The sequence below is a fragment of the Collinsella sp. CLA-ER-H3 genome (assembly GCF_040092425.1).
In the GTDB taxonomy this organism is placed as follows: Bacteria; Actinomycetota; Coriobacteriia; order Coriobacteriales; family Coriobacteriaceae; genus Collinsella.
In genome coordinates this window covers 72,011-91,269 of sequence record NZ_JBBNLP010000010.1, presented here as the reverse complement: position 1 = coordinate 91,269, position 19,259 = coordinate 72,011, and the positions used below count along the sequence as shown (strand labels likewise).

The 19,259-nt window shown below is 59.3% G+C and carries 15 protein-coding genes and 1 CRISPR repeat array (1 of these 16 cut by a window edge); of the genes, 10 read left to right on the top strand and 5 right to left on the bottom strand.

Going from position 1 to position 19,259, the window contains the following annotated elements; translation table 11 throughout:
- Positions 1-697: Fic family protein (locus AAAX32_RS08940; protein WP_349100606.1), on the bottom strand; the 697-nt coding region annotated here is incomplete at its 3' end.
- A gap of 239 nt (positions 698-936) precedes the next feature.
- On the opposite strand from AAAX32_RS08940, the gene AAAX32_RS08935 reads away from it, so the two are divergent.
- Genes AAAX32_RS08935 through AAAX32_RS08925 form a run of 3 tightly spaced genes read left to right on the top strand, consistent with a single transcriptional unit; the run spans position 937 to position 7,122 of the window.
- Positions 937-1,317, top strand: a complete 381-nt coding sequence (locus AAAX32_RS08935; protein WP_349100605.1) for a hypothetical protein — start codon at positions 937-939, stop codon at positions 1,315-1,317.
- Between the two features lies 1 nt (position 1,318).
- A complete protein-coding gene (locus tag AAAX32_RS08930) occupies positions 1,319-4,285 on the top strand; it encodes a hypothetical protein (protein WP_349100604.1) in 2,967 nt (988 codons plus the stop codon).
- Positions 4,282-7,122 carry a hypothetical protein gene (locus tag AAAX32_RS08925; RefSeq protein WP_349100602.1) on the top strand — a complete coding sequence of 947 codons (2,841 nt, stop codon included), beginning with the start codon at positions 4,282-4,284 and terminating at the stop codon, positions 7,120-7,122. The genes AAAX32_RS08930 and AAAX32_RS08925 overlap by 4 nt, the downstream gene beginning before the upstream one ends.
- Before the next feature lie 125 nt (positions 7,123-7,247).
- Here the strand turns inward: AAAX32_RS08925 and AAAX32_RS08920 are convergent, their stop codons facing one another.
- Together AAAX32_RS08920 and AAAX32_RS08915 are read right to left on the bottom strand one after the other, a co-directional pair.
- On the bottom strand, positions 7,248-8,753 hold the full coding sequence (locus AAAX32_RS08920) for a hypothetical protein (RefSeq protein ID WP_349100601.1): 1,506 nt from the start codon (positions 8,751-8,753) through the stop codon (positions 7,248-7,250).
- Between the two features lie 21 nt (positions 8,754-8,774).
- Positions 8,775-9,485 carry a hypothetical protein gene (locus AAAX32_RS08915; protein WP_349100600.1) on the bottom strand — a complete coding sequence of 237 codons (711 nt, stop codon included), beginning with the start codon at positions 9,483-9,485 and terminating at the stop codon, positions 8,775-8,777.
- A gap of 173 nt (positions 9,486-9,658) precedes the next feature.
- Here AAAX32_RS08915 and AAAX32_RS08910 point away from each other — a divergent pair, with 173 nt between their 5' ends.
- Positions 9,659-10,060 carry an HNH endonuclease gene (locus AAAX32_RS08910; protein WP_349100599.1) on the top strand — a complete coding sequence of 134 codons (402 nt, stop codon included), beginning with the start codon at positions 9,659-9,661 and terminating at the stop codon, positions 10,058-10,060.
- Between the two features lie 75 nt (positions 10,061-10,135).
- On the opposite strand, the gene AAAX32_RS08905 is transcribed toward AAAX32_RS08910, so the two are convergent.
- Both AAAX32_RS08905 and AAAX32_RS08900 read right to left on the bottom strand, forming a co-directional pair.
- Positions 10,136-10,318, bottom strand: a complete 183-nt coding sequence (locus tag AAAX32_RS08905) for a hypothetical protein (protein WP_349100598.1) — start codon at positions 10,316-10,318, stop codon at positions 10,136-10,138.
- A 145-nt stretch (positions 10,319-10,463) separates the two neighbouring features.
- Positions 10,464-11,114, bottom strand: a complete 651-nt coding sequence (locus AAAX32_RS08900; RefSeq protein WP_349100597.1) for a hypothetical protein — start codon at positions 11,112-11,114, stop codon at positions 10,464-10,466.
- 305 nt (positions 11,115-11,419) lie between these two features.
- Here AAAX32_RS08900 and AAAX32_RS08895 point away from each other — a divergent pair, with 305 nt between their 5' ends.
- From AAAX32_RS08895 to csn2, 6 genes are all read left to right on the top strand, one after another.
- Entirely contained in the window at positions 11,420-11,665 is a 246-nt protein-coding gene (locus tag AAAX32_RS08895) for a hypothetical protein (protein ID WP_349100596.1), read from the top strand.
- 260 nt (positions 11,666-11,925) lie between these two features.
- Positions 11,926-12,204 carry a hypothetical protein gene (locus tag AAAX32_RS08890; RefSeq protein ID WP_156600752.1) on the top strand — a complete coding sequence of 93 codons (279 nt, stop codon included), beginning with the start codon at positions 11,926-11,928 and terminating at the stop codon, positions 12,202-12,204.
- A gap of 144 nt (positions 12,205-12,348) precedes the next feature.
- Complete coding sequence (gene cas9, locus AAAX32_RS08885) at positions 12,349-16,542, top strand: type II CRISPR RNA-guided endonuclease Cas9 (protein ID WP_349100595.1); 4,194 nt, start codon at positions 12,349-12,351, stop codon at positions 16,540-16,542.
- Entirely contained in the window at positions 16,535-17,422 is an 888-nt protein-coding gene (gene cas1, locus AAAX32_RS08880) for a type II CRISPR-associated endonuclease Cas1 (protein WP_349100594.1), read from the top strand. Before cas9 ends, cas1 begins: the two co-directional genes overlap by 8 nt.
- Positions 17,388-17,756, top strand: a complete 369-nt coding sequence (cas2, locus tag AAAX32_RS08875; RefSeq protein WP_349100593.1) for a CRISPR-associated endonuclease Cas2 — start codon at positions 17,388-17,390, stop codon at positions 17,754-17,756. The genes cas1 and cas2 overlap by 35 nt, the downstream gene beginning before the upstream one ends.
- A complete protein-coding gene (csn2, locus tag AAAX32_RS08870; protein WP_349100592.1) occupies positions 17,753-18,427 on the top strand; it encodes a type II-A CRISPR-associated protein Csn2 in 675 nt (224 codons plus the stop codon). Before cas2 ends, csn2 begins: the two co-directional genes overlap by 4 nt.
- A gap of 237 nt (positions 18,428-18,664) precedes the next feature.
- A CRISPR array of direct repeats spans positions 18,665-19,259; the repeat unit is 36 nt; unit sequence GCTTCGTAGGTACCGCGCTTCGAGCAGCTACTTACC (it continues 1,092 nt past the right edge of the window).

Here is a 19,259-nt window from a genome sequence, read left to right as displayed (position 1 = left end):
TGTAATAGGTTTCCTTCGAGGCATCCGTCACGATAAAGGGAACGAGCCCGGCGCGCAGGCATTCACGAAAGGCAATAGCCCTTCCAACCCTTCCGTTGCCGTCCGGGAAGGGGTGGATCGTCTCGAATCGAACATGGAACCTGACGATATTCTCCAGGGACGGCTCGTATTTGTTATATTCCGAGACCAGGCGGTCGATTAACGAGGGGACCTCCTCTGGGCGCGCCGTAATGACGCTTCCGACCCCGTTGCCCAGGATCTTCCACTGGCCGGGTACGTCCATCACTCCGTCCATGAGTTGCAGGTGAATCTCCTTTATGAGTTCGGGAGTGAGCTCCCTATCCAACGAATCGAAAAGGAAATCGAACATTTTCGTATGGTTTGCCGTCTCACGGACGTTTCCGGGGGTAGTCGAGTCCGCGAGAACGGTATCCCTGGTTTCGAAAACCGTCCTTGTCTGCCATTCCGTGAGAGAGCTGCCCTCGATCCTTTCATGGTTGAACACGAAAGAGACGATAGACGTCTCGTACACGCCATTCGGGATGCCGCCTTCGCGCTCGGAGGCGGTCTGCTCGATATAGCTGCGGACAAATTGCCGCTGCAATTCCCGGGTCAGGGGCATATCTGTACGCGAGCTATCGGCGGGGCTCTTTTCCTTTTTGGTCCCAGCAAGCAAATTGAATAATTTGTTAAACATATATCCGCATACTCCGATAGACGTGCCGATTTCTAGGGACATTCTACCCCAGGATAGCTTTCCTTCATGGCCAGTCTGTCACCCAATGGCACCAAACCGCCCTGCGCTGAGCGGATTGTCGTCTTACGCTTTTGATGGGGCCGAATGCCCATGGGCGACCATGGGCCAGTGGCGGGCTGGTCGCCACAAGGCCCCGACCAACTGATGGCTACCGTAGTTCCTTTGGAGGATATCGAGTGTTGGACAACCTTTCACTTATGGGGCCCGACGAGGATGAGCTCTCCCTCTCGGCGGCGGTGTCTTCCGCGACCCTCCTGCCCGCCTGCGCATACTCGGCCTATTCCATCATCGTCAACATCATGCCCGTGATGGGCAAGCGGGCCGCCCTGTTCTACCTGACGCGGGGGTCTGTTGAGACCATCTGGATCCCCGTCGCCATATTCACCTTCGCCCTTTTAGCGCGAAAGGTCGACGACTGGCGCTTTTACGCACTTACATCCTTGTTCGGGCTAGCGGCATGCGTGCTTGCATCCATGAGGCTGGATTTGTACCAGGCGGCCGTCTACGTGGCGGTGGCCCTGTGCTGCGGCCTGTCTGCCATCAAGTCGAGGGACTGCTGAGATGAACTCCCGAAATAAAAAGGAGATTGTCCGCGCCGAGGCGAAAAAGGCGACTGAAAATGAAGGCCGGTCCCATGGCGACGGGTCTGAAACTGGCATCTCCACGCCCATCTCGCGCCGCGGGCTCTTCGCTGCCCTCGCGGTTGCAGCCGGGCTGGGCATCCTATCGAGCAACCAGGCATATGCCCTTGCCGCGCAGAATTTCGGGCGCGGGCAGTGGATCGGCAACAAATGGGTGAACGGCTACATCTCGGGCGCGATCACGCATCCCCATCTTCAACGCGGGGTCAACGATTACTTTTTCGGCAAGTCCACCAACAATGGCGCATGGAACGTCACCGCAAACGGCAGCCAGAAATTAATTGCAGAGTTCGCTTGCGTGGTGGAGTGTGACTGGTCTAACGAGCTATATGACCATATCGTGTTTCGCCCGTTCTATTACTGCGCCTCGCTTAGCCCGAATGGCCATCCCCTCTGGTATGGCTCCGAGGATGGCGATGACAACCGAAGCTACGTATTCCTCAATGGCAATCCGGTCGGAACGTTTCAGGGAAACTTGATCAATAGCGGTTGGAGCACCGGTTGGCTCGTCAACGGGTTCTATGAGGGGCCCGGGTGCGATACATTCGTTCGTCGGCAGGCTGCGCCCCATGATGAGAAGGTCCTGGCCCGAATGGACATCTGGAATGTCTGGGTGAACGGAGTTCCGGCAAATAAAAACCCAAATGACATCAAGTTTCGCCGATATGCCCCCAATAACGACATGTCCATCAACGTCGAAAAAATCAATATCGAAAATGACCTTACGCTTATGGGTGGCATTTTCAAGGTCATCCCAGTTACGGCGCCGGATCTGAGGCTCGATCTCATACAGGGCGGCTATGAGAACGGTATTCCCGTGGCCCGATACGAAAACGGGCGCGGAACATGCCTTTGGAATGATTATGACGGCGTCAACCAGAATTGGATGTTCTGGCCGAATAAATCTGACGGCCTCGGGTGCTTTACCTTCTGTATAGCGAACATGGTCGGACCGAATCTCGACCACGGCCTCGACAACAGGGGGCATACGTCTCCGACTATGGATAGGGGACATGCGGAAATATGGCGCAACTCCGAGTCAACCAACCTCACAAATTCGTGGTGGGTTCATCATGAGCCGACCGTTACGAACGAAACAGATCACAGGTGCTGGTTCATCACCTCGGACGCGGATGGCCAGCGACTCGACACATGGGGCGCTACAAAGGATAGTACCGATTGCGTGGCCGTTTCCAGTCCTGCCTGTCCCGGCGCCTGGGCGAAACAGGTAAATGCACAATGGATGATTGAGGAGGTCGCCTGCCATGGTGAGGTCGGTTTGTCCTCAGATGAGGCAAAGCCCGGCGATTCTCTAAAGATCCTCGGATGGCACAATAAATTCAAGGACGAGACGAGGTACATTCGTCCTGCCAGCTGGGTGCTTGGCGCCAAGAATGAAAACGTTCTTCCCGTCTATCCAATCTTCCGCCTATATACTAGCGACAGGGCAGAAGAAACTACCGAAGACAATGCGGTAATCATGGCGTCATGCCGAGTCGGTTCATGGGCAAATGGCAAACAGCAGACTGAGGCGTACTCGCATCGCCATATCGGATGGCCGCATGGCGGTCAGCCAATTTTCAGCCTTGAAATGAGGCTTCAGGATTCGAATTACAGCGGATCGATTCATTATGCCGCGCAGCGGTGGTATGGCGGCGCATGGGATGAGGGGGCAGACGGAAGTAAGGTCTGCGCAAATGGAGCCCATGACACCGAGGCGATGGGCCGGGTAAAGGTATGGCTTACCGGAGATATTGCCGATAGGTATGACCTTGTCGTTAGGACTAAGCTCCTCAACGGCTCGTGCGCCTGGAGCGATCCCGTCTATGTCTACAACTCAAAAGACAAACCGCTGACACTTGAGACGGCCCCGGCATGTGGGCTTGAACCCGATGGTAGCTCCAATACGAAGATCTCGGGTATGAACGTTCACCTTATTCGCAAGCCGACTGGCGCTCGTGTCGTGCGGGAATTCAGTACCGACGAAAGCCTTACGATCACCGATGATTTCGGATCCGGCTACCTATATGTCGCCGCCATGTTGGGGCTGCGCTTGCCTTCGAAAAACACTGATCGCATTTGGACCGACCGTTACCGCGGCACCGTCATCTCCAAACCCTGTCGCATCGAGACTGCCTGCGTCGAGTACTATGCGGACGGCATCGACGACGCTCACCTTGTATATCGTGATTCCAATGTCCATTCAGGTGACGCCTACGCGCCTGTAGATGCCGCACTTGAGGCGGCTGGGAAGAAGCCATGCAATCTCGATGCCCATTTCGGGGAGGATGCCGCCTCAGGTTTCACTGGATGGTTCAAGGACACTGCCCTAGTCAATCCAGCCGTCTCCCTTGAGATTCCCGAGAACGGCGCATTGAGGCTGTACGGGCGCAACCGCTGCACATTGCGCATCGAATATGCGGAAGGATCGGTCGAGCCCGACGGCGGTGCCGTTTTCAGGAAAGAACCGAGCGATAAGGCTGGAGTCGTCGAAGATGCGCTCGGATTGACCGACTTCACCGGACGCATCGAGAGGCATAGGCTCGATAAGATCGACCTGCCGGCGATCGGCGATGGCGGCGTGGGGCATACCGCCTTTTACCGCGGCGAGTCCGTGACGCTCGCCGGCTACGAGGACGTCTTCGCCAAGCGCGAGGACGGAACGTGGCGTCGCCTCGTCTTCAAGGGCTACATGCCCGACAGGGCGGGGGGGGGGGACGCCTCTCACGACAATCAAGATGGAACGCGACACGACCGTCTACGCCCTGTGGGTGTATGCGGAATCGGACGGCGTCGCCACGGCAAAGAACTAACGACGACTCGGGACGGAGGCGCGGCCTCCTTCCCGAGCCCGCGCATGTCCCTGACGGGAGGTGTGCGTAGATGAGGTTCGACAAGCACGATGATGGGAAGAGCGAAGGCTCATCCTTAGGGGATACTCCCATTACGAGACGAGGACTGTTCGCGGCTCTGGCGGTCGCGGCAGGACTCGGCCTACTCGGCGCCGACACGGCGCTCGGGTGGGACTATTGGGGGCAAAATGCGGCAATCGGCCAGGGGGCCTGGGACGCCTATGGGATGCTCAACGGCAAGATTAACTGCTGTAGGGGCAGGTCGAACCCCATAAACCAATGCATGGGCTGGGCAAACGGATGGACCGAGTGGTACGCCTTCCGCTACGCCTACGTCCAGATCCTTCGTTACGCCCTGAACCTCCAGGTTGAATGCGACTACGAGAACGAGCTGTGGTTCCACCTCTCCTTCTACCCGTTGACCGCCTGCGGGGACGACAACTACAACCCCAGGGGTCACCGCCTGTGGTTCGCGGCAGACCATGACAACCTCGGCGCAATCAAGGAGGACGAGCAGGAGAACAATATCGTCACCTTCGACGGCAACCTTACCAACGAGGAACTTGGGGTCGGTACCGGCCGCCACGACACCGGATGGAAGCACTACCAGTATCACGACACGGGAAAGTGGTACAGGCGTACATCGAGAGACGTGACCCATAGGTGGTGCGCCGACCTGAACATCTTCAATATCTACGTCGAGGGCGTCTCCCATGACGAGAACGTCGACGCCCTGCACTCCCAGACGGGGTGGATATCCTCCACCGTGGAGCATACCTACCTCACGACGGAGGATATCCAGGGCATCGTGTGCCGCATCCACGCCGCAGACGACGACACGCTCAACTGGGATGTGCGAGACGCCTCGATTTCCGATGCGACGGATATCTATCAGCAGGCATATGGCGGTAATTTCAACCAGCTGTTCCTCACCGAGTTCACCAAGGTCCGCGATGATACCTATCAATCCGATTGGGGACCCGTCCCGGGCTTTCTCACGACGATGCGCCCCGCGCATGTGGCCGATGGGTCCCGAGCCGTGAATGCCTCATGGGGCGGCCCGTGGGACGGAAAGGAATTCAGCCATACCAACTGCACCCAGCCTTTCCAAATAAACAGCGCGGGCGTCCAATCGAGGGCCAGCGCATGGTGGGCAGCGAAGAGGTTTTCCGAGGGTACGGCCCTGTACGGCGACGGCGCGATGGCCATCATAAGCGACGCCTCGGGCCTGTGCGTGAACAGGCCGAACGCGACCGCCGCGAAGCCTTCGAAGCTAAACCTCTTCCATAGCGGCTACAAGGATGGGGTAGCGGGCGACCGCGCTTCGGCATGGGTCGTGAAGGAGGTGCCGTTCAAGGGCGCGCTTACTCTGAACGACGGCAAGCCTGAGCTGACCCGCGCGGAGCCCATGGCCTGCTCGGACCCGCTTCTCACATGTAGCCCGTGCAGGAACTGGTCGGATGTCAAAAAGGGCAACGGGGGCAATGCCCCGACCCACTTCTCCTATCGCTGGTACCAATCGGAATCCGACGAGGTGCCCGACGGCTGCTCGGGCGCCTCCATTATCGGAACATGCCACCTGTCGAACTTCGGCGACATGCCCGAATGCGCCGCATACCGCCATGTCGGCATGAATATGTCCGAGCTGATGTGCATAGAGGCGCTCTCGCTTCGCCTCGAGGGCTCGCCATGGCAAGGCTCGATCCGCTATAGCATGCTCGCCAAGGACGGCGGGTGGAGCGATGCCGCGGCCGACGGGGAGCCAGTAGGCGAGGGAGGGAGATCTCTGCGCTGGAGCGCCATCAAGGTCTGGCTCACCGGCGACGTCTCGCTGCACTTCGACCTCGAGGTAAGGGCGTTCAACTCGAACGTCGGCTGGACGGCGGGTTACGTTTCGGGAACGGGGCTCGATGCGCCAACGGTCAATGGAGTGGGCGACCTCACCGCATCGAACGACCTGAGGTGCGTCCAAGTCGATTTGATCCCAAAGCCGGAAGGAGCCGTGGTATTGCGGGATTTCTCGCGGGACGGAAGGATTCTAAACATCACGGAAGACGAATTCGCCGATATGCAGGACCGCTATCTTTCCTGTGTCGTCATGCAGGCATTTCCGACGGAGCTGCGCAAGGGGACCAACCATGACTCACCGCTCGTTCACCGGTTCCATGGATTCGTAGGCGCCGGGCCCGTCCATATCGCAGGGGTAAAGGTCGTCTATCACGCCGACGGAGTGGATGACGATTCGATCGTCTTCACGGAAACGGCGAGGGTCGGTCACCACACGGCCAGCGCGGAGGCCACCGCGGCCGCGCTGAAAAGCCGATGCAACCTGAATGACCATTTCGGCGAGGAGAAGAGCACGGGCTTTACAGGCTGGTTTTACGATGCAGAGCTGACGAGCCCCTATGGGGGATCGGAGCTCACGGCGGGCGAGGAGCTCCACCTTTACGGCCGCAATCGCTGCACGGTCAGGATCGAATATGCGGAGGGTTCGCTTCATCCCGAGGAGGGGGCCGTGTATCGCACCGCCGCGAGCGACAGCGCCCCTGAGGCGGCGGGTGCCCTAGAACTCCCCGATTACGGCAAGGGTCATGAGTCCCATTCCCTCGGGGGGATCACGCTGCCGGCCATCGGTGACGATGGGTGCGCCCATAAGGCCGTCTACTGGGGCGAGCGCGTCGCCCCGGCAAAACCAGAAGAAGTCTACCGTAAGACATCCGACGGCACCTGGCGCCGGTATGTCCCGATATGCTGGCTGACTTCAGCGAGCCAGCAGAGTGCGTCGACCGGCTCCATTACGGCTAAGCGCGATACCGTCCTGTACATCAAGTGGTCTTTGGCTCAAGCCGACGGCGTCGTCAGCTCGAAATAGGAGGACCGGCGATGGCGGGCGGGGAGGGATCCAAAAGGCTCCGCTCCAACTGTGATTTTGCAGGCTGTCGCCCGCTCGGGAGCAGAACCGGGGAAGCGGCGCGTTCGGCTCCCCCGGTTTTCCGATCAATAGGTGAAGTAGCCCGGCCGCGTGTTATGGCCGGGCGTCATATTGGTTTCAGCCTTCTTCTCGAGCTTAGCGAGTCCGTCCTTCAGTGCCGCTGTACCCGGTGTAATCTCCGGGGCCTTCTGCTTCAGGGGGTAGACATCGCGCAGGTGCTCAAGTTGGGCGGCGTAGCGGGCGTTGATGAAGGGCGGTACGCCATCCGTCTCCCTGAACTCGTTATGGTCTGCCGCGATCTGGTCGATGAGGTCTCTCGGGTAGGTTTTCGTGGCGTACGACTCCGTGACCTCGAATTCGGGCCCTTCGTAGGAATCCCATGCGTCGATACGCTCGATATGGTAAAGGCGATCTGATTTCGAGCGCGAAACGGCAATCCACTCCTGGGCGTCGTCCGAATGCCATTCGCTCATGCCGCATGCCAGAAGGACGCGATTGGAACTGCCGTTCGCGTCGAGATCATAACCGAGAGATGGATATTCAATCCGCTGGTTAAAGAAAAGGCTCCAGTCAGCGCATGATTTGATGGCGGCGACAAGCTCGGTCAGTTCGAACGTACGAGATGAGAAATCCAGCTTGGAGGAAGTGGCATTCCCCCTTCTCGACCAGTAGTAGCCATGCTTTTCTCGTGCCCTGTCCATGCTCAGCCTGATTTTCTCGGCATCCATGTCGTTGAGGGTGATGGCCGTCTTGCCCAAGTGGGTCATCGGCACCTTGTCGCCGTTGAAGTCGGCATACAGGTCGACGTGAATCCTGTCCGACCGGCGGATTTCGTCTACGAACTCTCCCACGCTCACAAAGGGAAGGACGGTAAACGAGTCGGCGTTACCCCCGTTTTCCAAGCGCGATTGCCTGCATAGGCTGACCACGGCATCTCGATATGGGAGCGGTTCCTGCCCTCTGTTTGCCGCCGCCATGCGGATCTGATCGACAACCTGCCTGGGCATCCCGTGCGAGTCTGCAAGCAGGTACGGGTCGCTGTAGGCGAAGCTCTTGCCGAACGCGAACTCCTTGTATCCGGTGGCAGTGAACAGGGACTCAAATGCCAGGTTCGGCCAGTTGTCGGGGCCTTCGAATATCGCGTTCAGGCGCTTCGAGCAATCGATGAGGCCGAAGTTCATGTATGCCTCGTCCGGCGCGCGATCGCCCGCGTAGCTCCTCGCGATCCGTGTCATACGGCCCGCCAGCTCATCGACTGTCATCGCCTTTCGGTAAACCGGCCAGTCAGCGGGGGAGAGCCAGGTGCCGCTCACGATTTCCTCGAGCGTGTGAAAAGGCGAGAAACGGCCCTCGAATTTGATCTCCGGGGCGCTGGGGACAAGGGGCGTCTTGCCATCCCATTTGACCCCGGGGCCGTCCATAAGGCCGGCATCTACCGGATCGGCACAATGACGGTCTCTCAGCACCATGCCGTCCCTTTTCGCGGTATAGCTGAACAGGCCGTCCTCCTCGTTGAACCCGAGAGAAACCTCGCAGCCCTCAACTTCTCCGCTCCATACCCTCTCATACATTTCAATCTGCCCCTTCTATCGTTAATGCCCGAACTTGGGTCCGCGGCCGTTTGCCCTCGGGTCTTGTTGGCGACGCAGGCACCCCGCCGCCACTCCCATCCCATGGACAGCCGATTTCTTTGGAACGAACGCAAGGGAGCGAAGCTGCGTGCTCTTGAGCTCGCGGGCGCTAGCGTATGCGGCCAGGTTGAAGGTATTTTCCTGGCGCACCATCTCCCGCTCGATTGCAGCGGCAACGAGCGCCCTGTCCGAATACGGGTCGAACGCGGCGGCACAGGAGGCGAGCCTGGACAGAGCCGAGGGGCCATCTATAAAGGTCAGGGGGACCGAGTAGCGCTCCCTGCACCACCTGGCCGCGACGGCACGCGTAAGGCTCTCGCGCCACCCCTCGCCCTCTGAGGCGGTAAATGAGTTGAGGGATCGGAACCCGTTCTCGCGCATGATGTCGTTTAGATCCTCGGTCTCGATATAGCCGTCCTGGCCGGCGATGGGGTCATAGATGTCGTAGGCGTCCTGCAATACCTGCCAGGCCCCGTTACCGATGGGCCAAGCCATCGCGAAATCCGTCGTCGTCCCGTTCATCGCCTGGAACCCGAGACCATGTACTGTGAAGCTGCCGCACCACGTGAGTCCGTAGCGGGCGCAATCATCTGCACCGGGCCTCACCGACGGGCCGTCATCCATGTCCCTCAGCCAATTCGGAAGCATGCTCGGGTCAAGCTCCTCGGCCATATCTCTCCCTCCGTCTGTATTTCTGATGCTCCAATCATCGTTTCGGAGGCAGTCGGGCGGGTGGTTATGAACAAGTGTTCCAAGTGGGTGTCACCTCATGGCACCAAGTGGGAGAGCGCCGGCATTTGCGGGACTTTATGCTTGAAGCATCTATTTCAATGGAGGGGAACGCTATGGAAACATCCGATGTCTACACCCAGGTATTCCAGTCTCTCATGCCTCTTATTCAGATCGCCATCGTGCTTTGGGCGGCAGAGACAATCTTGACGATGCTTATAAAAGAGCATCGCAAGTCCAAGAAGAAGAAAGAACGGGAGAAACGCCGCCTTGAGTATCAGGACCGTCGTATGGCCAACGACGAGGAACATGCGAAGGTCACGCGCGCGATGCGTTATGACGTGCTGCGCAGGGATGGCTTCAGGTGTGTCAAGTGCGGACGTGGTCGCGAGGACGGCGTGAAGCTCCACGTCGACCATATCAAGCCCGTCTCACGCGGGGGAAAGTCCGTAATGGACAATCTGCAGACGCTTTGCGAGGACTGTAATTGCGGGAAGGGCAACAAATACGAGGAGTAGCGTATTTGTTAACAAAAATAGAGGGCGGGGCACATTACTGTATCAGCCCTCTATTTTTTTTATCAGTTCAGCCCTCTAAGTATCCTTCTCAGCGTGAATCACCGTAACGCGGCGAGTGCAGACTGCATCGAAATGCGAGCCGCTGAATACCTTTCGGTCGGGCTCCAGCTCGAAGCCGCCGTTCTCAAAGGGAGTGGCCATGCGCTCGAGGTCGGCATCGGTGATATCGTGCTTCGCCATAAAATCGTTAACGTTCATGCCAATCACCTATCCAAACCGGGTTTCCTAAGTGTCTTGCCGCCCGGTGAAATCATCCCGTGGAATTGATAGAAGCAATCATTCACTGAATCTAAGAAGCGACGAACACGATGGGCCTGCTGTTCAAGCCCTGTATTCAGAAATCTTAGTGTTCTTCATCTTTCTGCCCCTCAATCCATTTTTGGACAGCGAGGCAGGCGAGGGCATTTGCCACAGGTCCGTGCGGGTTGTTCTCCCATGCGTAGCCCATTTTTTCTGCGGCATCGGTCAACTCGATGTTCGCAAGACAGTTTCGGTCATGATTCTTTTCACTAAGCCATCGGCAATATTCGTGCATCGTATTCGTGACCCTGGTTCGAGAAACGGGCGCAGCGTCGTTGTACTCCAGGAACCTCATAACGCGCGGGGCATTGTAGACGATAACCTCGTCGGCGCCACAGACGATCTCCCTGATCTTTGCCTGGTCGTCGAAAAAGGAGGGAAGGTCTATCTGTTTGTCGGGTGCGACCCCATTGACCTCAGATGCCGCCTGCCACAGCTCCTTGCGACTTGGCCTGTATTTCCCCTCATGCGCCAAATTTCCCGCCCAGTCCACGATCGCGATGGCCGCGATTTCATCATCGACGGGGTTGGGCCCCGTGGTCCCGAGGTCAAGGCATATGACCTTCGGAGCGTGTACCTCGAAATGGCCTGCCATCATGCCGTCACGCCGACGCTGGATCCTGGGTGCAACTCCGAAAGAGCGAGCGATGAGCTCGATTTCATCTACCGTTCCGGTCACGCGAACATCTGCCATGAACCGCTCCTTTCGCACGCTGGCGAACTTTTCACCTGCGTCTCGACTCTAGCACAACGACGATTGGGGCATCTCGACGCAGCCGGTGCCTCAGCTGTCATTGACTCTAGGCGAACATATGTTGTACGGCTGCGTACATGTCGCCTACCTGCGGTTTTCCGTGTCACCATTTGTCACCCCTTGGCACCAAATGCCCCCTCACGGACGCATTTACGGGAGCAGAATCTATCTCAGGGGCGGGAGGTTCGCCCTATCGTGTCGACGGGGGCCAAAGACTCGAACCCCCAAACCGAAAGGAGCGCATCATGGATTCTGCAACCATGAACGCCATGGCCACGTATCTCGCGGCCAAGACCTACAATGTCCGCCGTGCAGCTGACGAGAAGCTCGGTGCCGTCATCTCCACCGAGATGATCATCCTCATCGGCCTGCTCGCCCTCGCCCTCGTGACCGTTCTCGCTGCCTACTCCGGCAAGCTCCAGGACGTCATCAAGATGGCCACCAACGTTGTGGGCGCTATCGGCACCAACAACTACAAGGTGCCGGCGTAAACGCGAATACGCCTTCCCCTTTGGCCCCGTCCCAGATTCAGCCTGGGGCGGGGCTTTCTATTTGAAAGGGAGGATGCTTGCCTTGGCATATCTTCCGGGCGAACGAATCTATTTTCAAAATCGAATTGTGAAATCTGCTCTCCTGGCGTCACCCTAAATCACCACCGGAAGCGTCCCCGCACGAGTCTATAATTGATTAAAACCCTCCAATGCCGGGAAAGGCCCGGCCTCAAGCCTTCTTGTAGAGGGGGAGGGTAACTGTGAACAGTTTCCAAATGAATAGCGTGAACCTGACCGAGGCCGGCAGCGGCACGGTCGAGCGCTGCCTGGACTCCAGGGGCCAGATGCACGTGCGCAACCAAGTGGGAAAGCTCCGTATCGACTCAGAGACCGGCGCCACCGAGATGGAAGTGTCCCGCGGGCTCAGCGATGCCGTCTACGTCGATGTGGCGACCGGCAGCATGATCCACGAGAACACGGTGGGCAGCATCCGCTTCCGCACCGACTCGACCGGTACCGTCATGGAACACCTGCTCTAGATGCCTATGGAATGTCGGGATAAAGAAAAAGCCCCATACGGGGCGGCCTGAAAAGGCAGTTTGTGGCTTTTAAGCCGTATTTCGACTTAGGTACTGCGTTTCGAGCAGCAACTCACAATCCATTTATATCACACAGGAGAACTCATGGCTAGGAAACTTAAAAATATCAACGGTCCCTGGTTTGCCGGAATCGACCTCGACGGCACGAGCGTCGGGTTCGTGGCCACAGACGAGTACGGAGAGGTCCTCTACCATAAGGGCCAGCCCGTGATGGGCACACGCTGCTTCAAGGAGGCGCTCCACGCCTCCGAGGCCCGTATGCCCCGCACCGCCAGGCGCAGGCTCCAGCGCGCCCGCGGCAGGGAGCGTGAGATGGAGCGCGTGTTCGCGCCGGTGATCGCTCCCACAGACCCGGATTTCTTCGTCAGGCGCAGGATGTCCTACAAACTCATGCGCGACGATATCGCGGCAGATCCCGCCGCTGCCGCCTGGCAGGGGCTTCTCGACGGCTATCCCACGCTCGCGCACCTCGACGTCGACCTCATGGAATCAGACGGCCCCCGAGACCCCAGGCTCGTCTTCTGGGCCATCGCCAACCACGTCGTGCGCCGCGGACACTTCCTCATGGAGGGCAACGACGTGACGTCCGCCAACTCAGACCCCTCCGCCCAGGTCGAGGTCCTCGTGCGCGAGCTCGACACCCTGGGAGAGGCCTGTGGCGAGGCTATCGAGCTCGACGGCGGCGCGCTTAACGGTATGGGCGGCTCCTGGACTGCCCGAGAGCTCCAGAGGGCCGTGTCCGGCGCCGTATCGGTTACAGGCGACGATATCGACGCCAAGATCGCCCGCGCGCAGGCAAAGGCGCTGGGCGACCTCGTCGCCGGCTACAAGGCGAATATGGACGCCTTCGCACTCGAGGGCGAGCAGATCGGAAAGATATCCGTATCCGACGCCGATGCGCTCGATGAGTTCCTCGCCAACTGCCCCGACAGACTCGCCCCGACCATCGAGGCCGCACGGGGCCTCTACTCCGCGTGGCGCCTACAGGGCCTTCTCTCGTTTGCACCCGGAAAGACCCTCTCGCACAACCAGGTGGCCCAGTACGAGGTGTACGGGCGCCAGCTGCGCACCCTGAAGGACCTCGCACTGAAATACATCGCCCATGCTGATTCCGAAGACGGTCCCGACGAGGACGGGCTTGCCCTCTACAGGGACTTCTTCGGCGGCCCGAAAAGGTCCGGCCGCAGGGGGTACGACAAGGTGCTCGTGAAGAAGCTAGACGGCGCCAAGAGGAATATGGGCTATACGGCCTACGACCTCAACGTGATTCCCTATGAGGAGTTCAAGAAGAGGGTTGAGAGGCTCTTCAAGGGAACGGATGCCGCAAAGGACCCGGCCTACATCGATATGATCGCCGCTCTCGGAGAGCACAGGTTCCTTCGCCGTATCCACACCACGGACAACAGTGCCATCCCGTACCAGCTCCATGCGGAGGTCGTGGGCCGCATCATCGACGCGCAGGGCAACTTCTATCCCTGGCTCAAGGACGCGGCCCCCCATATCCTGAAAGTGCTGACCTCGAGAATCCCCTACTACGTAGGACCCTTGGACTCCTCAGCCGCGCCCTTGGACGCCCACGGCAAGGCGAGGTTCGCGTGGTCGCGCCGTCTTCCCGGCCATGAGCGCGCCTTCGTCGCACCCTGGAACTACGAGGAGCATATCGACACCGATGCGGCCGCAGAGGCATTCATCCGGCGCATGACGGGCAAGTGCACCTACCTGGTCGATGAGGACGTGCTGCCGGCGAACTCCCTCATCTACGAGCGCTTCCGGTTCCTGAACGAGCTGGCGGGCATCCGCTACACCGAGGACGGCCAGGACTGGCTGCCGCTCGATGCGGCGATGAGGGCGGCCGTGGTCGAGGCCGCATCGGACGGCTCGGTCATGACCCTCAGCCGAATCGCGAACATCCTCTCGCGCGACTTCACGATGGCGCACCCGCACGTCAAGGGCGTATCCGATGCCAAAAGGATGACGTCGCGCCTGTCCGTCTCGGCCTGGATCGCAGGCCTTCTCGGCGTGAAGTCCTTGACGGCCGCCCAGAAGTCCATGGCAGAGGACATCATCCTGTGGAACACCGTGTTCGAGGAGCGCTCCATCCTGAAGCGCAAGGTCGCCAAGGAATACGGGGACATCCTTGACGAGGGCGCTATCGAGGCCTTTTGCGCGAAGCGCCTCAAGGGCTGGGGCCAGCTCTCCGAGCGCCTGCTCACCGGTGTGTGGGTAGACACCGCGCGCGGCGACATGTGCATCATGGACGTTCTCGAGCAGGGCGCGCCCTACGGCAGGTTCCGCGGCACGTCCATGAACCTGATGCAGGCCCTGAGCGACACCGAGCTCGGCTTCCGCACGAGGATTGACGAGGTCAACGCCACCGCGCTGGAAAAGGCCGGTGAGCTCGGCATCGACGCCCTGCCCGGGTCCCCCGCGCTTCGTCGCGGCGTCTCGCAGGCCATGAAGGTTATCGAGGATATGGCTTCGGTGGCTGGATGCGCCCCGGCAAAGGTCTACGTCGAGGTCACGAGGACCGCCTCGAAACAGCTGAAGGGCAAGCGGTCGCGGAGCCGCGCCCAGGAGATCGAGGCCGCGCTGAAGGCGCTCGACGAGGACGCGCGCCGCGACCTAGATGCCGCCAGGCTCCTGCGCGAGCTGGGGATGTTCGACGAGAAGGAGATCAACGAGCGCCTGTACCTCTATTTCCGACAGGCGGGAAAGAGCCTCTACTCCGGCAAGCCCATCGATATCGCGCGCATCGCGTCGGTCGACTACTGCGTCGACCGTATCCTGCCCAGGTCGGTGCGCAGGGACGAATCGCTCGACAACAAGGCATTGGTCCTGTACGCCGAGAGCCTTGATAAGAAGGACTCGATCCTCGTGCCCCAACACGTGCAGAGGAAGATGGCGCCTTTCTGGATGCACCTTCGCCGCGCGGGCCTCATGACCGAGCGCAAACTCAATACGCTCATGAGGACGCAGATCTCCGAGAGAATGCTGAAGTCGATCGTCGGGCGCCAGCTGACCGAGACGAGCCAGGAGTGCAAGCTCATCGCCGCGGTCCTCGAGGCAACCTACACGGGCGTCAAGGTCGTGCCGGTGAAGGCCGGGGTCGCCAGCTCGGTCAGGAGGCGCGCGGGAATCCCGAGAAGCCGAAAAGCAAATCGCTACTACCACGCCCACGATGCCCTCATCGCCCTCACGACCGGCAGGTTCATCGAGACGAGGGCCCCCATGTGGTCGAACAACAGGGCCTTCTACGAGCGCATTATGCGCGATATCGAGGCGCAGGAGCGCCGGGGCGGGGCGGACTCAGAGCTCGATTTCTTCTCCGGCGGGTTCTTCCGCAACCTCGTCGACTACGACACGGCAGAGGTGCTGTGGGATTCCGACTTCGAGCGAGAGAGGCTCGTCCGCGCCTGCTCCTGGAAGAACCTCCGCGTGACGTTTGCCCCCTACGAGGAAGGCGGCGCCTTCTGGAAGCAGACCGTATACTCCCCGCGCGACTCCAAGACGAAGCTCATCCCCGTGAAGGGCGACCGTGATGCTGCCCTGTTCGGCGGCTACTCAGCCCAGACGTTCGCCTATTTCATGATCTACGAGACCGAGGGCAAGAAGGGAAACCTGTTCAGGTTCGCCCCCGTGCCCACCTCCATCGCATCCAAGGCGACCGATTCGCTCACCGAGCTCTATGCGCGCTCGCTGTGCCGTGAATCCGGTGAGAGATTCGTCCGCGTCGTGCGCGACAGGATCCTTAAGGAAACAGTGTACGAGGCATATGGGGAGCGCTTCAGGGTCAAGGGGTTGAAGACCGCCGGCCCCGTGCGCCAGCTCGCCCTCGACGCAGCCGACACCCGACTGCTCAGGATCGTCGAGCGCATGGTCGACGGCGAGCAGCCGAGCCCCAGGCGCGATCTTGAATCCGATGCCAAGGTTCTCTGCCGGCTGTGGGCACGCCTTCTCGCGCTCGCTCCGGCAAACTTCCCCCGCGTCTCCAAGGTGCTCAAGCTGGGTGCCCTGAAGACGCCGGAGGAGGTGTTCGCCGATACGGAAGCGGACGATCTCGCTAAGACCGTCCGCGCGGTAGCGGAGTCCGAGGTCCAGGTCGTGGAGCTCCTCTCGGGAATCAGGGGCACCGCCGACGTGAGGCCCCTCGGCGGCAGCGCGTTCGCGGGTACGCTCTCGATGACCTTCGATAAGATCATCAACGACCCCAAGGCCGGTTTCGCTATCGTTGACATTTCGGCGGCGGGCCTCCACGAGAGGGTATCCACCCTTGGGTAAGACACTCTTATTGGAGAACGCCCGGAAACTGCGCTATGAGGCGGGATGGGTCGCCGTTCACCGTGACGGCGACCCTCGGCCCGTCCTTTTGCGCGCCGACGAGCTCGACTGCATCGTTGTCGACGGGAAGGCCGCGTTCATATCGACCTACCTGCTCGATGAGCTCGCGGCAAGGGGCTGCAGCGTCATTTTCACCGATAGCCGGCATATGCCGGCATCAATCCTGATGCCGCTAACGGCAGCGACGATCGATACGAACGGCAAAGTCCTCTCACAGATGTCCTGGGGCGCCTGGCCGCGCAAGATGCTGTGGAAGAGGATCATCGAGTGCAAGCTGGAAAACCAGGCCTCTGTCCTCGAAGGATCAGGCCACGACCTGGAGGCAGAGCTGCTTGCATCCTATGCGGGAGAGGTCCGCGCCGGCGACTCGACCGGGCGCGAGGCCGCGGGTGCGCGCCGCTATTTCAAAGCGCTTTTCGGCGACGGTTTCGTTCGGGTACCGCACGCGGATGCAACCAATAGCGCCCTCGACTACGGTTATTCCATCCTGCTCTCGCATACAGCGTGCAGGATCGCGGCGAAGGGCTACCTCAACCAGGTGGGAATCCACCACCACTCCAAGACGAACCCCTACAACCTTGCCTGCGACCTCGTGGAGCCGTTCAGGCCCCTGGTCGATCGGAAAGTCGAGCTGGAGCGCCCCCGCGATCTCTCGCCTTCTGTGAAAAGGCTGCTTGCGTCCACACTCGCGGACAGGATTCCCTATGGCCATGGGAGCTACCGGGTGTCGGACGCCATCGACCTATGGGTCGACGGATGCCTTCGTGTGATGGAGGGGGCTGGCGATGCAGATGAGATCTCGGCGCCAGGAACGCCTTGATGGGGAACGGGGGAGGATAAGGTTCATGAGGATAGTCGTAATGTATGACCTACCCGTGGCCGATGCCCAGGACCGTCATGAGTACTCGAGGTTCAGGCAGTTTCTTGTCGGGGATGGCTATACGAGGCTGCAGAATTCCGTCTACACCCGCCTGGCGGTCGATACCAAGAATGCCGAGGCTGCCATCTCTAGGCTCAAGGCCAGCCTTCCAGAAGCGGGGCTGGTGCAGGTGCTCAGGGTATCCGAGGCCTCCTTTTGCTCAATGCTCACGCTATGTGGAAGCCCGTCTGACGAGGGGCATTTTGTTACCGGAGAGGACTTTATCGTCTTATGATCGTCAAGCTCGAAACGGTAGGGGAGACAATCGATTTTCCGGACGGACTTGGAGTCATATCCTTCGATGAGTTCGACGAGCTATCTCGATGCGCCGAATCGCTTTTGGGAGAAGGGGAACCCGGAATCGCCCTATACCGAGGGGAACGAAAGCTCAAACCGAAGGATATCGTCCTTATCGACAGCCTGATCGAGCTCCCATTCGATGACCGGAGGTTAACCGGCGCCTATACGTCAAGGATGGCGTCTGAGATCGAGGCCTGTGAGCCTTTGGCAACCAAAGCGCATGAGATCAGGGCGTGTATCGAGATGTTGATCGCGGAATTGGGGTATTCCCTTCGAACGGATTTGATAGGGAACACGGAACGGGATATCAAATCGTTCGCCAAATGGCTTTCGCTGTCACCCCGCCGCGAGCCGGCCACTACCCTGCAAAGAAAATTCTTCTCCTTCATGGATTACGTTTGCGATACGAGGCTGAATCCGTCAATTGCTGTAATCGCCCTCATCGACAAGCTAAATCCGACCGAGGTCTTGGAATTAACTCGAAAGGCGCGCCATGAGGGCCTGGAAATGTTGTTTCTCGAATACCGGGAGGTAGACACTGCCAATCTCGAGATCCCAGTGTGGCATATAGATAGAGATCGGGTCCTCTTCTCCCGTAACGTCTAAACCGTTAAACTGGTGCGTGCACCTTGAAATCTCAAATAAGGCTTATTGCTTGATAGCACGGTTTTCCGATGATCCGCCAGCTGTCAGGTTTTTACAGAACTCACGCTATCATCCCTTTTCCGGGCGGAAACTGGATGGTTTCCAAAAATCGTCGGAACCCTTTCTAATCTATTAATTAACTATTCAGCTTCAGTAGCTGCTCTTTTGCGTCGCTTACCGGCCGATGTCAATTCTCCGGCTTCGTAGGTACCGCGCTTCGAGCAGCTACTTACCACGTACTAGAACCCACAGCAGAGGCGACCCGCTTCGTAGGTACCGCGCTTCGAGCAGCTACTTACCGCTCGACGAGCAGATCGCCGCGCTCGACCTGCTTCGTAGGTACCGCGCTTCGAGCAGCTACTTACCCTTGTCGGCGGTGTGCTCGCAGTACGCATAGCTTCGTAGGTACCGCGCTTCGAGCAGCTACTTACCCTCGCCCGTCAGCTTACTTGCGAACATGTCGCTTCGTAGGTACCGCGCTTCGAGCAGCTACTTACCCGAGCGCGCCATGACGCGCATCTACTACGGGCTTCGTAGGTACCGCGCTTCGAGCAGCTACTTACCAACGACTATTGCACACCAATCGTCCCGTCGGCTTCGTAGGTACCGCGCTTCGAGCAGCTACTTACCCTGTGTATCCTGCTTGTTCATCATACTCGGCTTCGTAGGTACCGCGCTTCGAGCAGCTACTTACCCATGGGCGCCAAATTGGATGTCACTATCGCGCTTCGTAGGTACCGCGCTTCGAGCAGCTACTTACCATTACGCGCCGTACCTGCGCTTTAACACGTGC